This window comes from Corynebacterium tuscaniense, from assembly GCF_008693065.1.
GTDB lineage: Bacteria > Actinomycetota > Actinomycetes > Mycobacteriales > Mycobacteriaceae > Corynebacterium > Corynebacterium tuscaniense.
In genome coordinates this window covers 1-717 of sequence record NZ_VXKH01000157.1, presented here as the reverse complement: position 1 = coordinate 717, position 717 = coordinate 1, and the positions used below count along the sequence as shown (strand labels likewise).

The 717-nt window shown below is 60.0% G+C and carries 1 protein-coding gene; it reads left to right on the top strand.

Going from position 1 to position 717, the window contains the following annotated elements; translation table 11 throughout:
- On the top strand, nucleotides 1-617 hold a 617-nt coding region (locus tag F4V54_RS11020), incomplete at its 5' end, for an HNH endonuclease signature motif containing protein (RefSeq protein WP_150387160.1).
- Between the last annotated feature and the right edge of the window lie 100 nt (nucleotides 618-717).

Sequence of the window (717 nt, the reverse complement as noted above, 5' to 3'; positions counted from 1 at the left end):
CACAGATGTACGAAACATTCATGACGATGCTCGGCCTGCGCCCTTCTGAGGACAACGAAGCCACAACCCCGGCTTCTGTTGCCCCAGCTGTGGCACCTGCTGTGCCCCGCCCGCTGATCCTGGTCCCGCTGCCGGACTACATCACCATCATCGGCGGTGACGGCGACGACACCATCCTGGGGTTAACCGATGGCACGACGATCACCGGTGCGGACTACCTAGCGCAGCATTATGGGGACCAATTGGAGGTGGCGTTATTCCACCCGCAGGAAGGTGCGGTGAACCTGTATGACACGCAACGGTTCGCCAACCGTAAACAACGTGACCTGGCACGGGCCACACTGCCGACCTGCCCGGTGCCGGAGTGCCGGCATGCTGCTGATAACTGCCAAGTCCACCACATCCGTGCCTGGTCGAAAGGCGGGCACACCAATATGGATAACCTGGCGATGCTGTGCCGCTATCACAACCGCACCAACGATGACGACCCGGAACACGCCTACCGGGGCAGGGTGGAAAATATCCGTGGCACACCAACCTGGCGATCACCCCGGGGGTACTTGGTGGCTAATACTGTCCACCCCTACGGGGCGATGACACTGCTCTACGGAAGATAAGCGAGACACCTCACACCTCATGCTGAAAGCCAGCAACAGCTGGTCTTTCGGCATGCCCAAAAACAGGCTGTGTGGTTCGGTTTGACAATGGCGATCGCCG